Raw genomic sequence first — 17,504 nt, forward strand, 5'->3', positions numbered from 1 at the left:
GATTATGGCAAAGGCAGTAAGACTGGACAAGTTTCTTGCAGATGCGGGAAAGGGTACCAGAAGCGAAGTGAAAAAGTTTATACAGAAAGGGCAGGTACAGATAAACGGTCTTACTGTCAGAAAGCCGGAGCAGAAGGTTGATCAGGATAAAGATCAGGTAGTGCTGGCCGGAGAGACAGTCGGTGCTGCACCGGAGTTTGTTTATTATCTTCTGAATAAACCGGCAGGCTGTGTCAGTGCAACGGAAGACAGGCATGATCCTACGGTTATGGAATATGTACCCTCTGACAGAAAAGGACTGTTTCCGGTAGGACGTCTTGACAAGGATACGGAAGGCCTGCTTCTTATTACAGATGATGGCCAGCTGGCGCATGAACTTCTTTCACCGGTGAAACATGTGGATAAAACGTATTTTGTAAGAGTGGAAGGGCAGGTTACAGAGGAGGCTGTCAGGAAGCTGGAGACAGGTCTGGATATTGGTGAAAATAAGCTGACTTTACCTGCGAAGGTGAAAATTGTGGGAGGAAGTGGATCTTTTTCTCAGATAAGTGGACAGGAGGATCTTGTACCGCATGTGCGTGTGGAAAATCTGCCGGAAATTTATACAGAGCTTTATCTGACGATCAGGGAAGGAAAATTCCATCAGGTGAAGCGCATGATGGAAGCTGTGGGAACTCCGGTGATTTATCTGAAACGAATCTCCATGGGACCGCTTACATTGCCCGATGACCTGAAGAAGGGTGAGTGCAGGGAGTTGACGGAGGATGAGATTGCAGCACTGAAGCGTCATTAGAGATTATCAAATTATGGATAGAGTACCGTGAATCATATGGCAGAACAGGTGTATTGAATTCCGCACGTTAGAACAGCATTCCTGTGCAGGATCATAAATAACACTGCGTTTTCTATTCGATGCATGCGCTTATTTGCTGCCAGTCGCCCGGAACTCGCTTACGCTCAGACATCGGGCTTGGTGGCAGCAGCTTGCCTGCATCTCATAACGAAAGCCTCGCGGGCATTTATGCTCTCTGCACAGGAAGTTGTTCTGCCTGTGTATTCAGAATATCTGTATGTTTCATAAAATCTACTGACATAAACACAGATATATATAGTTGTGAAAAGTGATTATATGAGGACAAGGTAATGCAGAATCTACAGACTGTTTGCAAACGGTTGTGAAGTAATTGTAATTTGTAGACTTGCAATTTGCATAGATCAGGCAGAGGACATTCTCAGAAGGTGGACTGAACGCTCACGAGGATTTCGTCATGAGGTGCAGGCAAGCTGCCGTCATGAAACCCGATGTCTGAGCGTAAGCGAGTTTCGGGTTTCTGATGGCAAATAAGCGCATGCGCCGAATAGAAAACGCAGTGTTGTTCAGGTTGCCTTCTGAGAATGTCCTTTGCCGTGAGTTATACATCACATCAGATAATCAGCCGTAAATACAGAAAATAATACAAAAAATCCCCGAAACCCTCTTTACACAGAGGGTTTTACTGTGCTATACTCTAGAAGTTGCAATGTGCGAAGAACCGCACAAATAAAAATCACATACAGAGATTCCGATGGATGGTGCCCTGACGGTGTGAAGGCTGGGTCCGGATAGAAAATGATCTGTATGGAAGAAATTAACCAAAAAGGAGAACAAACATGAGCGTTATTTCAATGAAACAGCTTTTGGAAGCAGGTGTTCATTTCGGACATCAGACAAGAAGATGGAACCCTAAAATGGCTCCGTACATCTACACAGAAAGAAACGGAATCTATATCATCGACCTTCAGCAGTCTGTAGGTATGGTAGACGATGCATACAACGCAGTAGCTGATATCGTAGCTAACGGCGGAAATATCCTTTTCGTAGGAACAAAGAAACAGGCTCAGGATGCTATCAAAGTAGAAGCAGAGCGCTGCGGACAGTTCTATGTAAACGAAAGATGGCTTGGTGGAATGCTTACAAACTTCAAAACAATCCAGAGCCGTATTGCAAGACTGAAACAGATCGAAGCTATGGAAGCTGATGGAACTTTCGATGTACTTCCAAAGAAAGAAGTTATTGAATTAAGAAAAGAACTTGCCAAACTGCAGAAAAACCTTGGCGGTATCAAAGAGATGAAACGTCTCCCAGACGCAATCTTCATCGTTGATCCTAAGAAAGAAAGAATCTGCGTACAGGAAGCTCATACATTAGGTATCCCGCTTATCGGAATCTGTGATACAAACTGTGACCCAGAAGAACTGGATTACGTAATCCCGGGTAACGATGATGCAATCCGTGCCGTAAAACTTATCGTTTCCAAAATGGCAGATGCTGTTATCGAAGCAAATCAGGGAACAACTGAAGCTGAAGAAGCAGAAGCTGAAGAAGCAACAGAGGAATAATTGATTTTATTTCATTCCAGGAGGAGAATACAATGGCTATTACAGCAGCACAGGTAAAAGAATTAAGAGAAATGACTGGCGCCGGAATGATGGACTGTAAGAAAGCTCTTACAGCTACAGAAGGCGATATGGACAAAGCAGTTGAATTCCTGCGTGAAAAAGGTCTTGCTACAGCTCAGAAAAAAGCAAGCCGTATTGCAGCAGAAGGTCTTTGCAAGACTCTCGTTGCAGAAGATGGTAAGAGCGCAGTTGTTGTAGAAGTTAACTCTGAAACAGACTTCGTTGCCAAAAACGAAAAATTCCAGAACTATGTTGCAGAAGTTGCAGCACAGGCACTTACAACTACAGCAGCAGATATCGACGCTTTCCTTGCAGAGCCATGGGCAGCTGATACATCCAAGACTGTAAACGATGCTCTTGCAGCTCAGATTGCAGTTATCGGTGAAAATATGCACATCAGAAGATTCGCTCAGGTTAAAGAAGACAACGGATTTGTTGCTTCCTATACACATATGGGTGGAAAAATCGGCGTTCTTGTAGACGTTGAAACAGATGTTGTTAACGATGCAGTTCAGGAAATGGCTAAAAACGTAGCAATGCAGATCGCAGCTCTGAAACCGCAGTACACAAGCGACAGCGAAGTAAGTGCTGAATACATTGAACATGAAAAAGAAATCCTTCTTGCTCAGATCCAGAACGATCCTAAAGAATCCCAGAAACCTGAAAAAGTTATCCAGGGAATGATCACAGGACGTATCAAAAAAGAGCTGAAAGAAATCTGCCTTCTTGATCAGGTATACGTTAAAGCAGAAGACGGAAAACAGTCTGTTGCTAAATACGTAGAAGAAGTTGCAAAAGCAAACGGCGCTAAGATTGCAATCAAAGGTTTCGTTCGTTACGAGACAGGTGATGGTCTTGAAAAACGTCAGGACGATTTTGCAGCTGAGGTTGCAGCACAGGTAGCTGGCAAATAAATAACCCAGTAATTTAAGAAAGGCCCTGAAAACCTTATAAACACCATATTTCAGCGTGGTTATAAGGTTTCGGGGCTCTTTTTTTACATTTAGCGGCTGACCTGCTGTGTATTTTTTTGACTGTTTTCGTAATGACGGCTGACGTCCTCTTTGGTCATGTTCTTTAATTCATTTAGAAAATCCGCTTCATTGTTGTGGGTAGAGCGGATATAGAGTAACTGGTTAAATAAATCGTATGTCATAGCGGATCTCCTTTCGATAAGTATTGCTGTATATAATACTGGTTTCTGTGAATCTTAACTTTGATATGATAATAGCGCAATTGAGTAGAAGAAAAAATAGATATATCGCCGGAAATATGGTAAAATAACGCCAGAAGAATAAATGAGAGAAGAGGGCAGAAATATGTTCCCGGAAGATCTGATTCTTACTTCAGGAAATAGAGAAGAGATTTTTGAAATGCGGCCGGATTACCCGTTCTGCATCAGAGATGTAATCTCGAGATATGGAGAAAAACAGCTGGCTCCCTGGCACTGGCATGAAGAACTTGAGTTTGTATATATCAGAAAAGGTGAGCCAGAATATCATGTTGCAGGAGCGAGTATAAAACTCAGAGAAAAAGAAGGCATTTTTATAAACAGTAATGTAATGCATCAGGTGATAAATACATCTCAGACTGACAGATGCGAATATCTGGTGTTTATGTTTCGCAGGAATTTTCTGGCAGAGGAAGGAAGCCTGCTGGATAAAAAGTATGTTTTGCCGGTAATAAAGTCGAATAATCTTCAGGCGGTTGTTTTGAAAAATGAAAATATTTTACAGAAAAATATTCTTGAACAGCTGCGTAAAACAGAGCTTATTGAAAAAGAAAGACAATATGGCTATGAAATGCAGATCAGAAATGCTTTTGCAGATATGTGGATCAGCTTTCTGCATATGCTGAATGTAAGGCCGGAGGGTGTAAAGCAGCAGATTCCTGAAAAAGAAGAGAGGCTGAAAAAAATGCTGACCTATATTCACCAGGAATACGAAAATGAACTGTCACTGGAAGATATTGCAAAAGCGGCAGGTGTCAGCAAAAGAGAATGTCTCCGGTGTTTTCAGGAAGAAATCCATATTACTCCATTTAATTATCTCAAGGACTATCGTCTGCAGAGGGCATGTATTGCCCTTAAGAATACGGAGGATACTGTTACATCCATTGCACAGAACTGTGGATTTAATTCTTCCAGTTATTTCGGAAAAGTGTTTCGCAAGAGCATGGGAATGACACCTTATGAGTTCAGAAACAAAGGAGAATCATGATGCAGGAAGAAATAACATATTTTATTAATAATGACTGTATTAACTGTGGGCTGTGCGTAAAAGCCTGCCCCGAACATTGCATAGACGTATACAAAAAGCCGGCGGTCATTGACCAGAGCAAATGCAGGCATTGTGGAAGCTGTGCAGAGGTCTGCCCGCCGGGTGCGATCAGGGACTGGGATGAATAATCCGGAGTTTTTTATAATGCTGTATTCCAGTATCGGGTTGCCAGGGAAATAAAATCCTTCATGGGTTCACTGAGATAACTGCCTTTTTTTATGCGCATAAGTTCTCTGGCCCCATCCATATAGATATCCTCTGCCGGGGTGCGTGTCCAGCCGGAACGGACACGGTTAAAAAGCGGAGAACCGATTTCCTGTTCCAGCCGGAGAAGCTGCTGATTGAGGGCAGAAGGTGTAAGGTATAGTTTTTCAGCCGCTCTTGTGACATTTCTTTCTTCATCTATTTTTAGTATATATTCAATTTCTTTCAGATTCATAAATATCTTCCTTTTGTAAAAAAATAGTAATATTGAGATAAATAGATACATATCGACATTTTGAAATGGTAAATATGCCTATAAATAATTAAAAAAATTAACAGTACATAAAAACTATTAAATTTACTTAATAATAAAGGCGTGCGATGACAATAACACAAACAGAGAAAAAAAGAAAGGGAAAGAGCTATGAATTACGAAGAAGAATTTCATATGAAAGACAGTAAGTACCCAAGCAGTACACTTACAAATGGTCTTGGAAGATCCGGGCAGAGAGCTTTGCTTTATGCAACAGGAATGGATGAAGAGGATATGAAAAAACCATTTGTAGCTGTTATTGGATCTTTCAGTGAAATGGTAGTGGAAGCACATCACTTTGACGCTATGGTTCTTCTTGCACAGGCAGCCTGTATTGGAGCTATGTCATTCGAAAAGGGCACATCCAATGGAAGTGCCTTTTTACTTTTTGAAAAAATCTGGTTTTTCTGATAGAATGAAAAATAGTTTTATAAATATAAGGAGGGGAAAGAATAATGTTTGAAATAAGAAAAGCAGAAGCAAAAGATCTGAACAGAATAAAAGAAATCTATGGGACAGCCAGAAAATTTATGAGGGATAACGGGAACTCTTCCCAGTGGGGAGGCGGTGATGCGCCAGAACTTCTTCTGGAAGATGATATAAAACTGGGACAGTTATATGTACTGGGAGAGGGGGAAATCCATGCCTCTTTTGCATTTATAAAGGGCGAGGATCCTATGTACCGGATAATTGAAGACGGAAGCTGGATAACAGACAGTGAATATGCGGCAGTACACAGAGTGGCAAGTGACGGAACAGTTAAAAATGTACTGAACAAAGTCATGGAATACTGTAAAGAACAGATTCCGCATATTCGGATTGATACACATGAAGATAACAAAGTCATGCAGCACGTACTCGAAAAAAATGGATTTGAGCGAAGAGGAACCGTGTATGCGGGTGACAAAACTCCCCGAATTGCGTTTGAGTGGGTCGGAGAATCTTTAAAAGATGCATAATTATTACAAATATACATTTCAAATGTGATTAAATTTGTGATACAATGGAATACAAAGTTGCTGTATTAAAGTGAACGGCAGCACAAATTGGTTAGGAAACAGAAAGGAAACATAAAAATGGAACAGGGAAAAATTTTTAAATTTCATAATGACCTTGATACAGATCAGATCATTGCGTCTCAGTATCTGCTTCTGCCGAATCTGGATGAAATGAAGGGGCATGCGTTTGAATCACTGGATCCTGATTTTGCCCAAAAAGTAAAACCAGGAGATTTTGTTGTCGGAGGAGAAAATTTTGGCTGCGGTTCTTCCAGAGAACAGGCACCGGGTGTCCTGAAAGCGCTTGGTGTAAAGGCTGTTATCGCAAAATCTTTTGCACGTATCTTCTTCAGAAACGCTATCAATATAGGACTTCCGGCAATTGTCTGTAAAGATCTCCCGGATGAAGTTCAGACAGGTGATTCCATGGAACTGCATATGTCAGACGGAACAGCAGTTGCAAACGGTAAGACATATACATGTACAAAACTTCCTGAATATATGCAGGGAATCTTGAATCAGGGCGGCCTGATCGCATCACTGAACAGGGAGGAGAACTAATCATGGGAATGACAATCGCAGAGAAGATCATTGCAGCAGCAGCCGGTGTAGACAGTGTAAAACCAGGTGATATCCATACAGTAACGCTGGATCGTCTTATGAGCAATGACGGAACCACACATCTGACTGTAGATATGTATAATAATAAATTAAAAAATCCACACATTGCAGATACAAAAAAGCTTGTTTTTATTGTAGACCACAATGTGCCGTCTGACTGCCCGAAAACAGCTGCATCACAGAAAAAGATGAGAGATTTTGCAAAAGAAAACAACATTGATTTCTGGGAAGGTAAAGGCGTCTGCCATCAGGTTATGATTGAGAACTATGTGCGCCCGGGCGAACTGATCTTCGGTGCTGACAGCCATACCTGCTCTTATGGTGCACTTGGTGCATTTGGTACAGGTGTCGGATGTACAGATTTTCTCTATGGCATGGTAACAGGCACTTCATGGGTACTTGTACCGGAATCCGTAAAATTTAACCTTACAGGAAAACTTCCGAAAGGCGTTACGGCCAGAGATCTGATTCTCACGATCATCGGTGAAGTCGGAGCCAACGGCTGCAATTATCAGGTAATGGAATTTACCGGGGAAGGTGCAAAGACCTTAAGCATCAGTGACCGTATGACACTTTGCAACATGGCCGTAGAAGCCGGTGCGAAGACAGGTATCTTTGAGGCTGATGAAAAGGCAATGGAGTATCTGAAAGAGCATGGACGTGAACCGAAGGCAGTATTTCACAGTGACCCGGATGCAAAATATGTAAGAGAGTATACATTTGATCTCAGTAAGGTTCGTCCTGTTGTTGCAAGACCTGATTTTGTAGATAATGTGGTTCCGGCAGAGGAAACACGTGGTATCAAGATCAACGAGGCATTTCTTGGATCCTGTAATAATGGACGCATTGAGGATCTGCGTGTGGGAGCGGAAGTGATCAAGGGTAAGAAGGTAGCAGAAGGAGTTCGTTTCCTGGTGGTACCTGCAAGCCAGATCATTTACAGACAGGCGCTGAAAGAAGGCCTGATCGACATTTTTATGGAAGCAGGGGCTATCGTTATGAATCCGAACTGCAGCGTATGCTGGGGAAGCTGTCAGGGCGTTATCGGTGAAAATGAAGTACTGATCAGCACAGGAACACGTAACTTCAAAGGACGTGCAGGTCATCCAAGTTCCAAGGTTTATCTTGGTTCAGCAGCGACTGTTACTGCATCTGCGATCAAAGGTGAAATCGCACTGGAATCAGATTTATAATAAGACGAGGTACATATTATGGAAAAATTCACAGGAAAAGTCTGGGTACTGGGAGATGATATTGATACAGATATTATCATTCCTACAGAGTACCTGGCACTTAAAACTATTGATGATATGAAACAGTACGGATTCAGTCCTCTTCGTCCGGAACTGGCAGAACAGATCCAAAAAGGTGACATTATTGTAGCCGGTAAGAACTTTGGCTGTGGCTCATCCAGGGAACAGGCACCGGAAATCATTAAAGCACTGGGAATCCAGTGTGTGATTGCAAAATCTTTTGCAAGGATCTTTTTCAGAAATTCCATTAATAACGGACTTCTTCTGATCGAACAGCCGGATCTTTACGATGATATGAAAGAGGGAGATACAGTTACTGTTGTGATGAATGAACATGTAGATTATAATGGCAAACAGTATCCGATCGCTTCTCTGCCGGATAACCTGATGCATATCATTCAGGAAGGCGGGCTTGTAAAGGCCATGCGTAAACTGAACGGACTGGACCAGGAAGGAGAAGAGTAATGGGTGAGACAGTTATTGAAAAAATCATAAGACATAATACCGGTAAAGCAGTAAAACCGGGAGATATTGTGACAGTAAATGTAGACAGAGTCATGATCCATGATATTTTTATTCCTTTTGTTGCTGAGAAATTTGAAGAAATGGGATTTAAGAAATTATGGGATCCGGATAAGGTTGTGCTCATTTATGACCATCTTGTGCCGGCAAGTCAGCTGGATGATACAAGACATTTCCATGAGGGAGATGCTTTCGCAGCAAAATATGGCATGAAAAATGTACACAGAAGTGACGGAATCTGTCACCAGCTGATGACAGAAGCAGGTTATGTAAAACCTGGTGATGTTGCTTTCGGTACAGACAGCCACACTACAACATACGGCTGTGTTGGTGCTTTTTCTTCTGGAATTGGTTATACAGAAATGGCGAGTATTCTGGGAACAGGAACCATGTGGATCAAAGTTCCGGAAACTATCAAAGTAGTGATCAACGGTGAACTTCCATCTAATGTAATGTCAAAAGATGTAATCCTCCGTCTGATCGGAGATCTTCGGGCAGATGGTGCTACTTACAGAGCACTGGAATTCTCTGGAAGCACTATTGAAAATATGTCTGTGGCAAGTCGTATGACAATGGCTAATATGGCAATTGAGGCAGGTGCAAAATGTGCATTATTTACACCTGATGAAAAAACAGCGAAATATTGCGGTATTGAACTGAATGATTATCAGAAGAGCCTGAAGGGTGATGAAGATGCAGTTTATATGAAGACAATAACTTATAAGGCAGAGGATTTCGTTCCGGTAATGGCTTGTCCTTCTCAGGTTGATAAGATCCGTGATGTAAGCACTCTTGAAGGCACTGAGATTGATCAGGTATTTATCGGTTCCTGTACAAACGGACGTCTGGAAGACCTTGCTGCTGCAGCAGAAGTTCTGAAAGGCAAAAAAGTAGCTGATTTTGTAAAACTGATCGTAACACCTGCCAGCCGTAAAATTTACAGACAGGCTATCGAACTTGGAATCATGGATACTCTGGCAGAAGCAGGAGCTATGATCACACATCCGGGATGCGGTCTTTGTTGTGGCCGTGCAGGCGGCATTCTGACAGACGGAGAGCGTGTTGTTGCAACAAATAACCGCAACTTCCTTGGACGTATGGGAACATCCAAGGTAGAGATTTATCTTGCTTCTCCAAAGACAGCAGCAGCCTGTGCAGTAGCTGGAAAAATTGTTAAACCTGAATAAATCTGATATAAATCAGATTAGATTTCAGCAGTCCGGAGCAGAAAAGAGCGTGGAGTTTTGTCATAAATTCCATGCTCTTTTTTATTGGTCAGCATAAAAAAATATTATTCTTGACATATGAGTGATTTAGCACTATAGTAAGATGCAGTAACAGCAATAGCGAGATGAAGTTTGCAGGAAAGAGACTGATGAAGTCCGCCGAAGGAGTAAAACTCTCAGGTACCCGTATTGCCGGGCAGAAACTGTAAATGGATCGTATCTCTGGAGACACCTGTTAAATCAGGGGCCGAAGGTGCAAGCGACGTGGTTTACGTCTTGAATCTCTCAGGCAAAAGGACAGAGGATGCTTATTTTACATCCATTTATTTTATTATCCGATTCAGGATAGTATGTGTCTGATCTTCAGAATTTCTTATCTGTTCTCAGAGAGAACGATCTTTTTAAATCCCTTTTATGCTGAAAACTAAATACACATAAAGGAGAACTTTTTGAGATGTGGGAAGCTATTAACAATTTTCTGGTATTTGTAGACGACAAGGTTTGGGGCGTACCGCTTATGATACTGATCATGGCCGGCGGACTTCTTCTTACCTGCAGACTTGGACTTCTTCAGATTCGCAGACTTCCGCTGGCACTGAAGTGGATGTTCAAGAACGAAGAAGAAGGCGATGGAGAAATTTCCAGTTTTGCAGCGCTCTGTACAGCATTAAGTGCTACAATTGGTACAGGTAATATCGTAGGTGTTGCAACAGCTGTCTGTGCAGGTGGTCCCGGAGCTCTCTTCTGGATGATCGTAGCAGCATTCCTTGGAATGGCAACCAAATTTTCTGAAGGTCTTTTGGCAGTTAAATACCGTGTGGTTGCAGAAGACGGACACAGCCTTGGTGGTCCTTTCTACTACATTGAAAAAGGTATGGGAATGAAATGGAAATGGCTTGGCAAGATTTTTGCATTCTTTGGTGTATGCGTAGGCCTTTTTGGAATCGGTACTTTCAGTCAGGTAAATGGTATTTCCAGTGCAGTGCAGAACTTTTTTGATCCAGATAAAACAAACTGCATCAATATCCCGTATCTGGGACAATATTCTATAGCAGTTGTTGTTTCTTCTCTGATTCTTGCAATCTGTGTGGCACTTATCCTGATTGGTGGCCTGAAACGAATTGCAACAGTAAGCCAGATCATCGTACCGTTTATGGCAGTTATTTATATTGTTATTGCAGTTGCTCTGATCATCTGCAATATTACAGAAATCCCTGCAGCAGTTGTAACAGTTGTAAAAGCAGCGTTTAATCCTCAGGCTGTAGCCGGTGGTGTGGCAGGAAGTATGATCGTGGCAATGCAGAAAGGTGTTGCACGTGGTATTTTCTCAAATGAAGCTGGTCTTGGTAGTGCGCCGATCGCAGCTGCAGCAGCTCAGACAAAAGAACCTGTACGTCAGGGTCTGGTGAGCATGACAGGTACATTTATTGATACTATCGTAATCTGTACAATGACTGGTCTTTCTATTGTACTGACAGGTGCATGGAAAGTAGATGGACTGGAAGGTGTTCAGGTTACTACATATGCATTCCAGCACGGACTTCCGCTTCCGGCGAAGTTTACAGCATTTATCCTGATGCTCTGCCTTGTATTTTTTGCATTTACAACAATCCTCGGCTGGGATTACTACAGTGAACGCTGTCTGGAATATCTGACAGGCGGCCATAAGAAAACAATTCTTACATACAGATGGCTGTATATCCTGGCAGTATTTATCGGACCTTACATGACAGTAAGCGCTGTATGGACGATCGCAGATATCTTTAACGGACTTATGGCGATCCCGAATATGATCGCACTGTTTGCATTAAGCGGTATTGTTGCAAAAGAAACAAAAGATTTCTTTAAAGCAGAAAAACATAAACTTTAATTTTTATATCAATATAAAAAAGAAACACAGCTCGAATTTCCTCCTCCCTTATTCGGCTGTGTTTCTTTTGCTGTGTATAGAAGCATCACACCGAATAATTTCAGAAAAAGAGAATTTTCGGACACGTAACGCTTGAGCAGGATACAGGCAATTCTGTTATTCTGTTACTGCTCAGCTGTTCGTTCGCGAAAACTTCCACTCATAACCGCCAGCTAACAGTTTCGGGGTGGATGTGGCAAGCCTGAAATATCAGACAGCTGTAAAAAGAAATTGGAGATGTCAGCTGGGCAGATTTCAGAAAAGAGAATTATCCGGACCGTAACGTGTCCGGGAATTCTACTTTTCTGAATAATGTCCCAGCGTCATATCATATTCCATATCTACCTGTCAAGTATTTTCAGGCGCCGCCCATTCGGGGCTCCCGAAAATACTTGACATCCCCACAGCAATCCTGTAATATAGGAAAGGATTATGATTAACGTTAACGAAAGCAATACAAATACGAATCATTTTTCCAACTGCCGTAACGAATCAGCACAGTTTCTGACCGTCCTGAATTCTGCGACAGCTTTTTTTATGTAACTACAAATGGATTGAGGGAAATGCAAAGAGGTAATCATTGCTTATAAGGAGGAAAAAGCATGAACTATGACGTGATAATAATCGGCGCAGGACCGGGAGGAATATTTGCAGCATATGAATTAATGAAAGAAAAGCCAGACTGCAAAGTCGCTGTTTTTGAAGAAGGATATGCCCTTGAAAAAAGAAAATGCCCGATTGACGGCAAAAAAATAAAAACCTGCATCAACTGCAGAAGATGTTCCATCATGTGTGGCTTTGGCGGAGCAGGAGCGTTTTCTGATGGAAAATATAATATCACCAATGACTTCGGTGGAACACTGTACGAACATATCGGCAAAAAAGAAGCCATTGATCTGATGAAATACGTAGATGATATCAACATGGAATACGGCGGAAAAGGCACAAAACTTTATTCTACGGCAGGAACAAAATTCAAAAAACTCTGCCTTCAGAACAAACTGAACCTTCTGGATGCATCCGTACGCCACCTGGGAACAGATATCAACTATATTGTACTTGGAAATATGTATAATGCAATGAAAGATCATGTGGACTTTTACTTTGACACTCCGGTACAGAAACTGGAAATTCTTGAAAACGGCAGATTTCGTGTAATTACAGAAAAAGAAACATACGAATGCGAGAAATGCATTGTTTCTGTAGGAAGAAGTGGAAGTAAATGGATGGAAACAGTCTGTAAAGAACTCAACATTCCGACAAAATCCAACCGTGTGGATATCGGTGTGCGTGTAGAACTTCCGGCAGTAATATTTTCTCATCTTACAGATGAACTGTATGAGAGCAAGATTGTTTACCGTACAGAGAAATTTGAAGACAATGTCCGTACATTCTGCATGAATCCAAACGGAATAGTAGTAAATGAAAACACAAACGGAATCATTACTGTAAACGGCCATAGCTATGAAGGCAGTGACAAAAAAACAGAAAACACCAACTTCGCACTTCTGGTGGCAAAACACTTCTCCGAGCCGTTCAAAGACAGTAACGGATATGGTGAAAGCATTGCACGCCTTTCCAATATGCTTGGTGGTGGTGTTATTGTACAGCGCTTCGGCGATCTGGTACGAGGAAGAAGAAGTACAGTAAAACGTATTGAAGAAGGACTTGTAACACCTACACTCAGCGCAACACCAGGAGATCTCAGCCTTGTACTTCCGAAACGTATTCTTGATGGTATCATGGAAATGATCTATGCATTGGACAAAGTTGCACCGGGAACTGCAAATGATGACACACTTCTTTATGGTGTGGAAGTCAAATTTTACAACATGGAAGTTGAGATTGACGAAAATCTGGAAAGCTGCCACAAAGGCCTTTATGTGATCGGTGACGGAAGTGGTGTGACACATTCACTTTCTCATGCATCAGCCAGCGGTATCTATGTGGCAAGACATATCGCAGATCAGAACTGAACAAACAGATAAATAAGATATAAAAATCCCATAAACCGAACAGGTATGTATCTGCAAACGATATATATCTGGTCAGGTTTGTGGGATTTTTTATAGCCACCGTTACTGTTTTAGTGAACCGTAATGCTGTAAGAATGAGAAAAACTCTGGCCTGGTTCTGTTTTATTGATATCCTGTTTTTCAGAAAGTTCTCCATGGTAGCCAAAGTTATCGCAGCGTCCCATCCATGGCTCCAGGCAGACAAATGGTGCATCAGGCGATTTTGACCAGATTCCAAGGCTAGGGAAACCGGCACAGTGCATTTCAATATAAGGGCTGCCGTCAGGAAGAGTGATCCCTACATGATCGACCTGTCCACCGTCGAATACAAGTGCATCATTATCAAACATATGATCTGTGATCGGGCAGGTCCCATCAGTACTGAGTTTAAGTTTATGAGTTTTGTCAGGATGTACAGTTCCGGTAGACATATCTACCTGACAGTAAACGAGATCGGTTTTTCCGTAGAAATTCAGGTGATACTGACTGCGTTTGGTATCAGGCAGAATCGGAACAAGAAATCCAGGGTGGCCGCCGATAGTAAAGTACATGGTTTCATCATCTTTGTTTACAACTTTCCAGATTACATTTAAAGTTCTTCCGTCAAGTTTGTGGGTGATATAAAGTTCGAAATCAAATGGCCAGGAAATTTTTGTGTTATCATCAGATTTCAGAAGATGAGTCACAGAGGAAGAAGTTTCTTCAATACAGGTGAATTCTTTGTCTCTGGCAAAACCATGCTGTCCGGATTCGTAAGATACTCCATTGATCAGGCAGTGATTTTCGTAATAACGTCCCACATTGGGAAAAAGTACAGGAGCATGACGGTTCCAGAATCTGGGATCTGCAGTCCAGAGAATCTGGCGGTCTTTTTCTTTATCATAGATTTCAGTAAGTTCAGCGCCGTGGTCATTAATACAGATACGAAGTTGATTATTTTCGATTGTGTGTATCATAACAGAACCTCCATTTATTTATAAAACCAGTATAACAGAAAGTCAGAAAAATAACGATGGATTTTTACTATTTCTTGAAAAAACAACAAAAATATAGTAAATTGATAGTAAGAAAATTCAAAGGTTATGTAAAAGGGGACAGAGATATGAAAAGTTACAAAAAAGTATTATGCAGTCTTATGGCCGGGCTGATGATTGTAACAGCAGCACCGGCTGCAGTGCCGGAGATCGGTACAGTGACAGTAGTTCAGGCAGCTTCTTTTGGAACTCCGAAACTTGTTTCAGCAAAAGCTTATGGAAAGAAAAAAGTTACTGTTAAATGGAAAAATGTCAAAGGTGCAGCCGGTTACCGTGTGCTTAGAAAAGAAGGTAACGGAAAATGGCAAAATGTAAAAGATGTTTCCGGAGCCAAAAAGACTTCCTGGTCAGACAGAAAAGTAAAGACAGGTAAGAAGTATACTTATACGGTACGTGCTTACAAAAAGGGGAAGAAGGCTTTCAGCAAATACAATAAAAAGGGTATTTCTGTGATCGCCGGTCTTGGCACACTGAAATTAAACAAAACGAAAATCACGGTTCCTGCAGGCAGCGCATATGATCTGAATATTAAAGGCACAAAACTTAAAGCAAAATGGAAGTCCAGCAACAGTAAGGTCGCTGCTGTAAGCCAGACAGGAACTGTGACAGCAAAGAAGGCTGGAAAAGCGATAATTACAGCCACTCTTGGAGGAAAGAAATTTACCTGCAAAGTGACTGTCGGTAAAGCTTCACAGTCCCAGTCGCAGATAGCACAGAATTATATAAAACTCAAAAAATATATTGAAACAAAGGGAAAGACAGACACAGACGGAAATAAAGTAGTACTGGAAACACACCAGGAAGGCAATGATTTTTATGTGGTTGGATTTAAATATTTCAAAGCCAGAGATCTTATAAACTTTGGCGTAGGTTATAAGGATATGGCAGAAGATGTAAGCAGTACAATAGATGTTTTTGCCAACTGTGCAAAAGATAATACAGTTCAGGCTCAGTCAGTTCTGACTTATCAGAAAGACAGTGTCAGCACACTGGTAAATTTCCCTGCGTCTACATATACAAGAGCAACAAACCTTGTGTTCCGCTATGAAAACGGAACAAAGGCAGAAAAAGAAGTTCAGGAAGCAGCCAATGCAATGATGCAGGAAGGCTTTCCGATTGTAAACAACAGTCTTAAAGCAACAACAGGACTTACACTGAAAGACCTTGGATTTACCTCATATAAATAAAACTGAATAAATAATACAGAAGAGATGTCGGCTTGATTTTTTGAGACTGGCATCTTTTTGTATATAAATTACAAAAAAATATTGTAGAAAGTGAAAGGATTTCACAAAAAAGGCCTTTATATAAGAAATAATATATCGGATGTGAGATGACTCCCACCTCTGTAGGTGGCGAGCAACAAATCAGTATCAGTGGTGGGAGTCAATCCCCCATCTGATATAGCCTCCGGCAGGATTGCAGAGATGCGCAGAAGAAGTATGTCATGCATTGCATGACGCGCATCTCGCAGCAAGAATGCAGAGGCATTCTTGAAAAAGGGGAGTGGCATCAGATGATTACAGAAAAGAAACGGCAAAATACAGAAAACCCCAAAAATACCAACAGGTCACAGGTAAAATGGTACCGCAAAAAATGGCTCAGGATAACAGCTCTCTGCCTGGCGGCAGTGCTTGTCATATCTGAACTTGTGATCCATTATACTTCGCAGCAGACAGTGCAGGCAGAACTTGGACCACAGATGCTGATGGACGCTCAGGTGCAGGAAGTACTGAAAGATCCATTAAGGCTCCTCAGGGCATTTAAAGAGGCGAAGGGGCAGCTTCAGGATAAACAGCAGAAATTACTGGAAGCCTGTGATCAGGCAGAAAAACTGATCAAAGAAGAAAAATATGAAGAAGCGATTGAGCCCGTGGATTATCTTCTGAAAGAAATGGATCTGACAGAAGAAGAAACCATACAGATGAAGATGACGAGAACAGCACTCTGTTTCTCCAGTGGACGGTTTGATGAGGCGATGGAGGGCTGTACAGAGCTTATAGATCTGGACCGGAGTGAGAACGGATATTATTATTTCATGAGGTCCATATGCAGCATACAGAAAGAAGATTACAGACAGGCAAAACAGGATCTTCTTGAAGCACTTGATCACGGATATGAAGATGAGGCACTTTGCTATGTACATCTTGCTTTCTGTGATAATTACCTTGAAGAATATAATGATGTTCTGAAATATGCGTCACTGGCTGAGAAAAAAGGAGCAGATGAGATTTATCATCTGACGCTGGTATATCTCATGGCAGTGGCAAGTCTGAAAGAGGAAAAATTTCAGGACAGCATTTCCTATATTACGGAACTGTTGACAACAGATCAGTACAGAGAAAGTGGAGATCTGTATTTTTACAGAGGAGTCAGTGAGCTTACGCTTGAAGAGTATCAGAAAGCTTATGATGACTTTCAGGAAGCTATGAAGTACGGATTAACAGAAGCAGAAGGAACAGGAGGTGAAGGGAAAAAAGAAAGTGATACTATGCTTTACTACAACAGAGGTGTTGCAGCTCTCGGACTTAATAAGACTGAAGAAGCTGTCGCAGATCTTCAGAAGGTAGTAGAGCAAAATGACAATCAGGAACTGACAGATGCAGCAGAAGAACTTCTTGACATGTTACAGTCAGGAACGATTGATGGAGCTGAAAACACAACTGACAGTTCACAGAACATTTAAAACTG

Annotated in this window: 18 protein-coding genes and 2 riboswitches; of the genes, 15 read left to right on the plus strand and 3 right to left on the minus strand. The window is 41.7% G+C overall.

The features are described from left to right. Nucleotides 1-4 precede the first annotated feature (4 nt). From ACTNB8_RS03825 to tsf, 3 genes are all read left to right on the plus strand, one after another. A complete protein-coding gene (locus ACTNB8_RS03825; RefSeq protein ID WP_441052445.1) occupies nucleotides 5-793 on the plus strand; it encodes a pseudouridine synthase in 789 nt (262 codons plus the stop codon). Nucleotides 794-1,650: 857 nt separating this feature from the next. Further along, on the plus strand, nucleotides 1,651-2,379 hold the full coding sequence (rpsB, locus tag ACTNB8_RS03830; RefSeq protein WP_296158180.1) for a 30S ribosomal protein S2: 729 nt from the start codon (nucleotides 1,651-1,653) through the stop codon (nucleotides 2,377-2,379). Between the two features lie 32 nt (nucleotides 2,380-2,411). Then, nucleotides 2,412-3,353 carry a translation elongation factor Ts gene (gene tsf, locus ACTNB8_RS03835; RefSeq protein WP_178416744.1) on the plus strand — a complete coding sequence of 314 codons (942 nt, stop codon included), beginning with the start codon at nucleotides 2,412-2,414 and terminating at the stop codon, nucleotides 3,351-3,353. 89 nt (nucleotides 3,354-3,442) lie between these two features. Here the strand turns inward: tsf and ACTNB8_RS03840 are convergent, their stop codons facing one another. Continuing rightward, a complete protein-coding gene (locus tag ACTNB8_RS03840; protein WP_296156290.1) occupies nucleotides 3,443-3,595 on the minus strand; it encodes a hypothetical protein in 153 nt (50 codons plus the stop codon). A 142-nt stretch (nucleotides 3,596-3,737) separates the two neighbouring features. On the opposite strand from ACTNB8_RS03840, the gene ACTNB8_RS03845 reads away from it, so the two are divergent. Continuing rightward, on the plus strand, nucleotides 3,738-4,658 hold the full coding sequence (locus ACTNB8_RS03845; RefSeq protein WP_441052447.1) for an AraC family transcriptional regulator: 921 nt from the start codon (nucleotides 3,738-3,740) through the stop codon (nucleotides 4,656-4,658). Then, nucleotides 4,658-4,846, plus strand: a complete 189-nt coding sequence (locus ACTNB8_RS03850) for an indolepyruvate ferredoxin oxidoreductase subunit alpha (protein ID WP_296156293.1) — start codon at nucleotides 4,658-4,660, stop codon at nucleotides 4,844-4,846. The genes ACTNB8_RS03845 and ACTNB8_RS03850 overlap by 1 nt, the downstream gene beginning before the upstream one ends. Before the next feature lie 11 nt (nucleotides 4,847-4,857). Here ACTNB8_RS03850 and ACTNB8_RS03855 read toward each other — a convergent pair whose 3' ends face one another. Then, nucleotides 4,858-5,157: a LysR family transcriptional regulator gene (locus tag ACTNB8_RS03855; protein WP_441052449.1), complete on the minus strand. Its 300-nt coding sequence runs from the start codon at nucleotides 5,155-5,157 to the stop codon at nucleotides 4,858-4,860. Between the two features lie 189 nt (nucleotides 5,158-5,346). On the opposite strand from ACTNB8_RS03855, the gene ACTNB8_RS03860 reads away from it, so the two are divergent. The 8 genes from ACTNB8_RS03860 to ACTNB8_RS03895 all read left to right on the plus strand — a co-directional run bounded on the left by ACTNB8_RS03860 (nucleotide 5,347) and on the right by ACTNB8_RS03895 (nucleotide 13,740). After that, nucleotides 5,347-5,646, plus strand: coding sequence for a hypothetical protein (locus tag ACTNB8_RS03860; protein ID WP_441052451.1), 300 nt, complete (start codon nucleotides 5,347-5,349; stop codon nucleotides 5,644-5,646). Nucleotides 5,647-5,690: 44 nt separating this feature from the next. Beyond that, nucleotides 5,691-6,194 (plus strand): N-acetyltransferase, encoded by a 504-nt coding sequence (locus tag ACTNB8_RS03865; protein ID WP_441052453.1) that lies wholly within the window; start codon nucleotides 5,691-5,693, stop codon nucleotides 6,192-6,194. A 117-nt stretch (nucleotides 6,195-6,311) separates the two neighbouring features. Continuing rightward, entirely contained in the window at nucleotides 6,312-6,794 is a 483-nt protein-coding gene (locus ACTNB8_RS03870) for a LeuD/DmdB family oxidoreductase small subunit (protein ID WP_441052454.1), read from the plus strand. Between the two features lie 2 nt (nucleotides 6,795-6,796). After that, a complete protein-coding gene (locus tag ACTNB8_RS03875) occupies nucleotides 6,797-8,047 on the plus strand; it encodes a 3-isopropylmalate dehydratase large subunit (RefSeq protein ID WP_441052456.1) in 1,251 nt (416 codons plus the stop codon). An 18-nt stretch (nucleotides 8,048-8,065) separates the two neighbouring features. Next, entirely contained in the window at nucleotides 8,066-8,572 is a 507-nt protein-coding gene (locus ACTNB8_RS03880; RefSeq protein ID WP_441052457.1) for a LeuD/DmdB family oxidoreductase small subunit, read from the plus strand. Then, entirely contained in the window at nucleotides 8,572-9,816 is a 1,245-nt protein-coding gene (locus ACTNB8_RS03885) for a 3-isopropylmalate dehydratase large subunit (protein WP_441052458.1), read from the plus strand. The genes ACTNB8_RS03880 and ACTNB8_RS03885 overlap by 1 nt, the downstream gene beginning before the upstream one ends. 164 nt (nucleotides 9,817-9,980) lie before the next feature. Then, a riboswitch (glycine riboswitch) is annotated at nucleotides 9,981-10,057 on the plus strand. Between the two features lie 10 nt (nucleotides 10,058-10,067). Then, nucleotides 10,068-10,166, plus strand: a riboswitch (glycine riboswitch). Between the two features lie 143 nt (nucleotides 10,167-10,309). Continuing rightward, entirely contained in the window at nucleotides 10,310-11,725 is a 1,416-nt protein-coding gene (locus ACTNB8_RS03890; RefSeq protein ID WP_441052459.1) for an alanine/glycine:cation symporter family protein, read from the plus strand. Nucleotides 11,726-12,366: 641 nt separating this feature from the next. After that, nucleotides 12,367-13,740: an NAD(P)/FAD-dependent oxidoreductase gene (locus ACTNB8_RS03895; RefSeq protein ID WP_441052460.1), complete on the plus strand. Its 1,374-nt coding sequence runs from the start codon at nucleotides 12,367-12,369 to the stop codon at nucleotides 13,738-13,740. 110 nt (nucleotides 13,741-13,850) lie between these two features. Here the strand turns inward: ACTNB8_RS03895 and ACTNB8_RS03900 are convergent, their stop codons facing one another. Then, the gene (locus tag ACTNB8_RS03900) at nucleotides 13,851-14,735 is read right to left on the minus strand and encodes an aldose 1-epimerase family protein (protein WP_441052461.1); all 885 of its coding nucleotides are present in this window, start codon (nucleotides 14,733-14,735) and stop codon (nucleotides 13,851-13,853) included. Nucleotides 14,736-14,881: 146 nt separating this feature from the next. Between ACTNB8_RS03900 and ACTNB8_RS03905 the strand changes: the two genes are divergently transcribed. Together ACTNB8_RS03905 and ACTNB8_RS03910 are read left to right on the plus strand one after the other, a co-directional pair. Next, entirely contained in the window at nucleotides 14,882-16,000 is a 1,119-nt protein-coding gene (locus tag ACTNB8_RS03905; protein WP_441052462.1) for an Ig-like domain-containing protein, read from the plus strand. Between the two features lie 329 nt (nucleotides 16,001-16,329). Continuing rightward, nucleotides 16,330-17,499 (plus strand): tetratricopeptide repeat protein, encoded by a 1,170-nt coding sequence (locus ACTNB8_RS03910; protein WP_441052463.1) that lies wholly within the window; start codon nucleotides 16,330-16,332, stop codon nucleotides 17,497-17,499. Nucleotides 17,500-17,504 lie beyond the last annotated feature (5 nt).

Origin of the sequence: Blautia sp. HCP28S3_G10, assembly GCF_052065235.1 — a bacterium.
GTDB lineage: Bacteria > Bacillota > Clostridia > Lachnospirales > Lachnospiraceae > Blautia_A.

Bases quoted from the DNA above. Each gene is read 5' to 3' on its own strand.
- ACTNB8_RS03825 (WP_441052445.1), top strand. From the start codon at position 5: ATGGCAAAGGCAGTAAGACTGGACAAGTTTCTTGCAGATGCGGGAAAG.
- rpsB (WP_296158180.1), top strand. From the start codon at position 1,651: ATGAGCGTTATTTCAATGAAACAGCTTTTGGAAGCAGGTGTTCATTTC.
- tsf (WP_178416744.1), top strand. From the start codon at position 2,412: ATGGCTATTACAGCAGCACAGGTAAAAGAATTAAGAGAAATGACTGGC.
- ACTNB8_RS03840 (WP_296156290.1), bottom strand. From the start codon at position 3,595: ATGACATACGATTTATTTAACCAGTTACTCTATATCCGCTCTACCCAC.
- ACTNB8_RS03845 (WP_441052447.1), top strand. From the start codon at position 3,738: ATGAGAGAAGAGGGCAGAAATATGTTCCCGGAAGATCTGATTCTTACT.
- ACTNB8_RS03850 (WP_296156293.1), top strand. From the start codon at position 4,658: ATGCAGGAAGAAATAACATATTTTATTAATAATGACTGTATTAACTGT.
- ACTNB8_RS03855 (WP_441052449.1), bottom strand. From the start codon at position 5,157: ATGAATCTGAAAGAAATTGAATATATACTAAAAATAGATGAAGAAAGA.
- ACTNB8_RS03860 (WP_441052451.1), top strand. From the start codon at position 5,347: ATGAATTACGAAGAAGAATTTCATATGAAAGACAGTAAGTACCCAAGC.
- ACTNB8_RS03865 (WP_441052453.1), top strand. From the start codon at position 5,691: ATGTTTGAAATAAGAAAAGCAGAAGCAAAAGATCTGAACAGAATAAAA.
- ACTNB8_RS03870 (WP_441052454.1), top strand. From the start codon at position 6,312: ATGGAACAGGGAAAAATTTTTAAATTTCATAATGACCTTGATACAGAT.
- ACTNB8_RS03875 (WP_441052456.1), top strand. From the start codon at position 6,797: ATGGGAATGACAATCGCAGAGAAGATCATTGCAGCAGCAGCCGGTGTA.
- ACTNB8_RS03880 (WP_441052457.1), top strand. From the start codon at position 8,066: ATGGAAAAATTCACAGGAAAAGTCTGGGTACTGGGAGATGATATTGAT.
- ACTNB8_RS03885 (WP_441052458.1), top strand. From the start codon at position 8,572: ATGGGTGAGACAGTTATTGAAAAAATCATAAGACATAATACCGGTAAA.
- ACTNB8_RS03890 (WP_441052459.1), top strand. From the start codon at position 10,310: ATGTGGGAAGCTATTAACAATTTTCTGGTATTTGTAGACGACAAGGTT.
- ACTNB8_RS03895 (WP_441052460.1), top strand. From the start codon at position 12,367: ATGAACTATGACGTGATAATAATCGGCGCAGGACCGGGAGGAATATTT.
- ACTNB8_RS03900 (WP_441052461.1), bottom strand. From the start codon at position 14,735: ATGATACACACAATCGAAAATAATCAACTTCGTATCTGTATTAATGAC.
- ACTNB8_RS03905 (WP_441052462.1), top strand. From the start codon at position 14,882: ATGAAAAGTTACAAAAAAGTATTATGCAGTCTTATGGCCGGGCTGATG.
- ACTNB8_RS03910 (WP_441052463.1), top strand. From the start codon at position 16,330: ATGATTACAGAAAAGAAACGGCAAAATACAGAAAACCCCAAAAATACC.